The organism is Legionella gresilensis (assembly GCF_900639865.1).
GTDB classification, from domain to species: Bacteria; Pseudomonadota; Gammaproteobacteria; order Legionellales; family Legionellaceae; genus Legionella_C; species Legionella_C gresilensis.
Genome location: NZ_CAAAHX010000052.1, coordinates 1 through 516 on the forward strand (window position 1 = coordinate 1; position 516 = coordinate 516).

Sequence of the window (516 nt, forward strand, 5' to 3'; positions counted from 1 at the left end):
GTTTGTGCTGTTATTGTCATAATTCATAGAATGCTGGCCTTTTTGTCTTATAAAAGTCGCCGCGTGGGTAAATTTATTAAAGGTGATAAAATGCTCCTTGTACAAAATAACAAATACAATTGGGATAAGTTACATTGTTGCCGGCTTACTAAGAATGACATCTTACAATCATTAAGAACACAATATGGTCTAAATGACATTGCTGAGGTTGATGAAGCTATTTTAGAAAGAAATGGGGAAATTTCTTTTATATTCAAGAAAAAAAAATCTGAGAAAGAGTTATTACCTGATTCATAAAATAGAAAAAACTAAGATGAGCAAAGAAATTGACTCTTTGACTATTGCTGAGGTTGCTAACAAATATGATTCTGTTGCAAAAAATTTAAAATTTATAACATCACAAATTTTAAATGTATCTTAACCGTATAGACGAAATTACTCATTACCTCAAACCGCAGCACTCGCGCTATACACGTATTAAATAGTCTTTTATTAAACATGCTCATGATTTCAAAT

General features: G+C 30.4%; 1 protein-coding gene. It reads left to right on the plus strand.

Annotated elements, in window-relative coordinates:
* Window positions 1-297, plus strand: a 297-nt coding sequence (locus E1P04_RS17515) for a YetF domain-containing protein (RefSeq protein WP_131784130.1), incomplete at its 5' end; no start/stop codon positions are given.
* Between the last annotated feature and the right edge of the window lie 219 nt (window positions 298-516).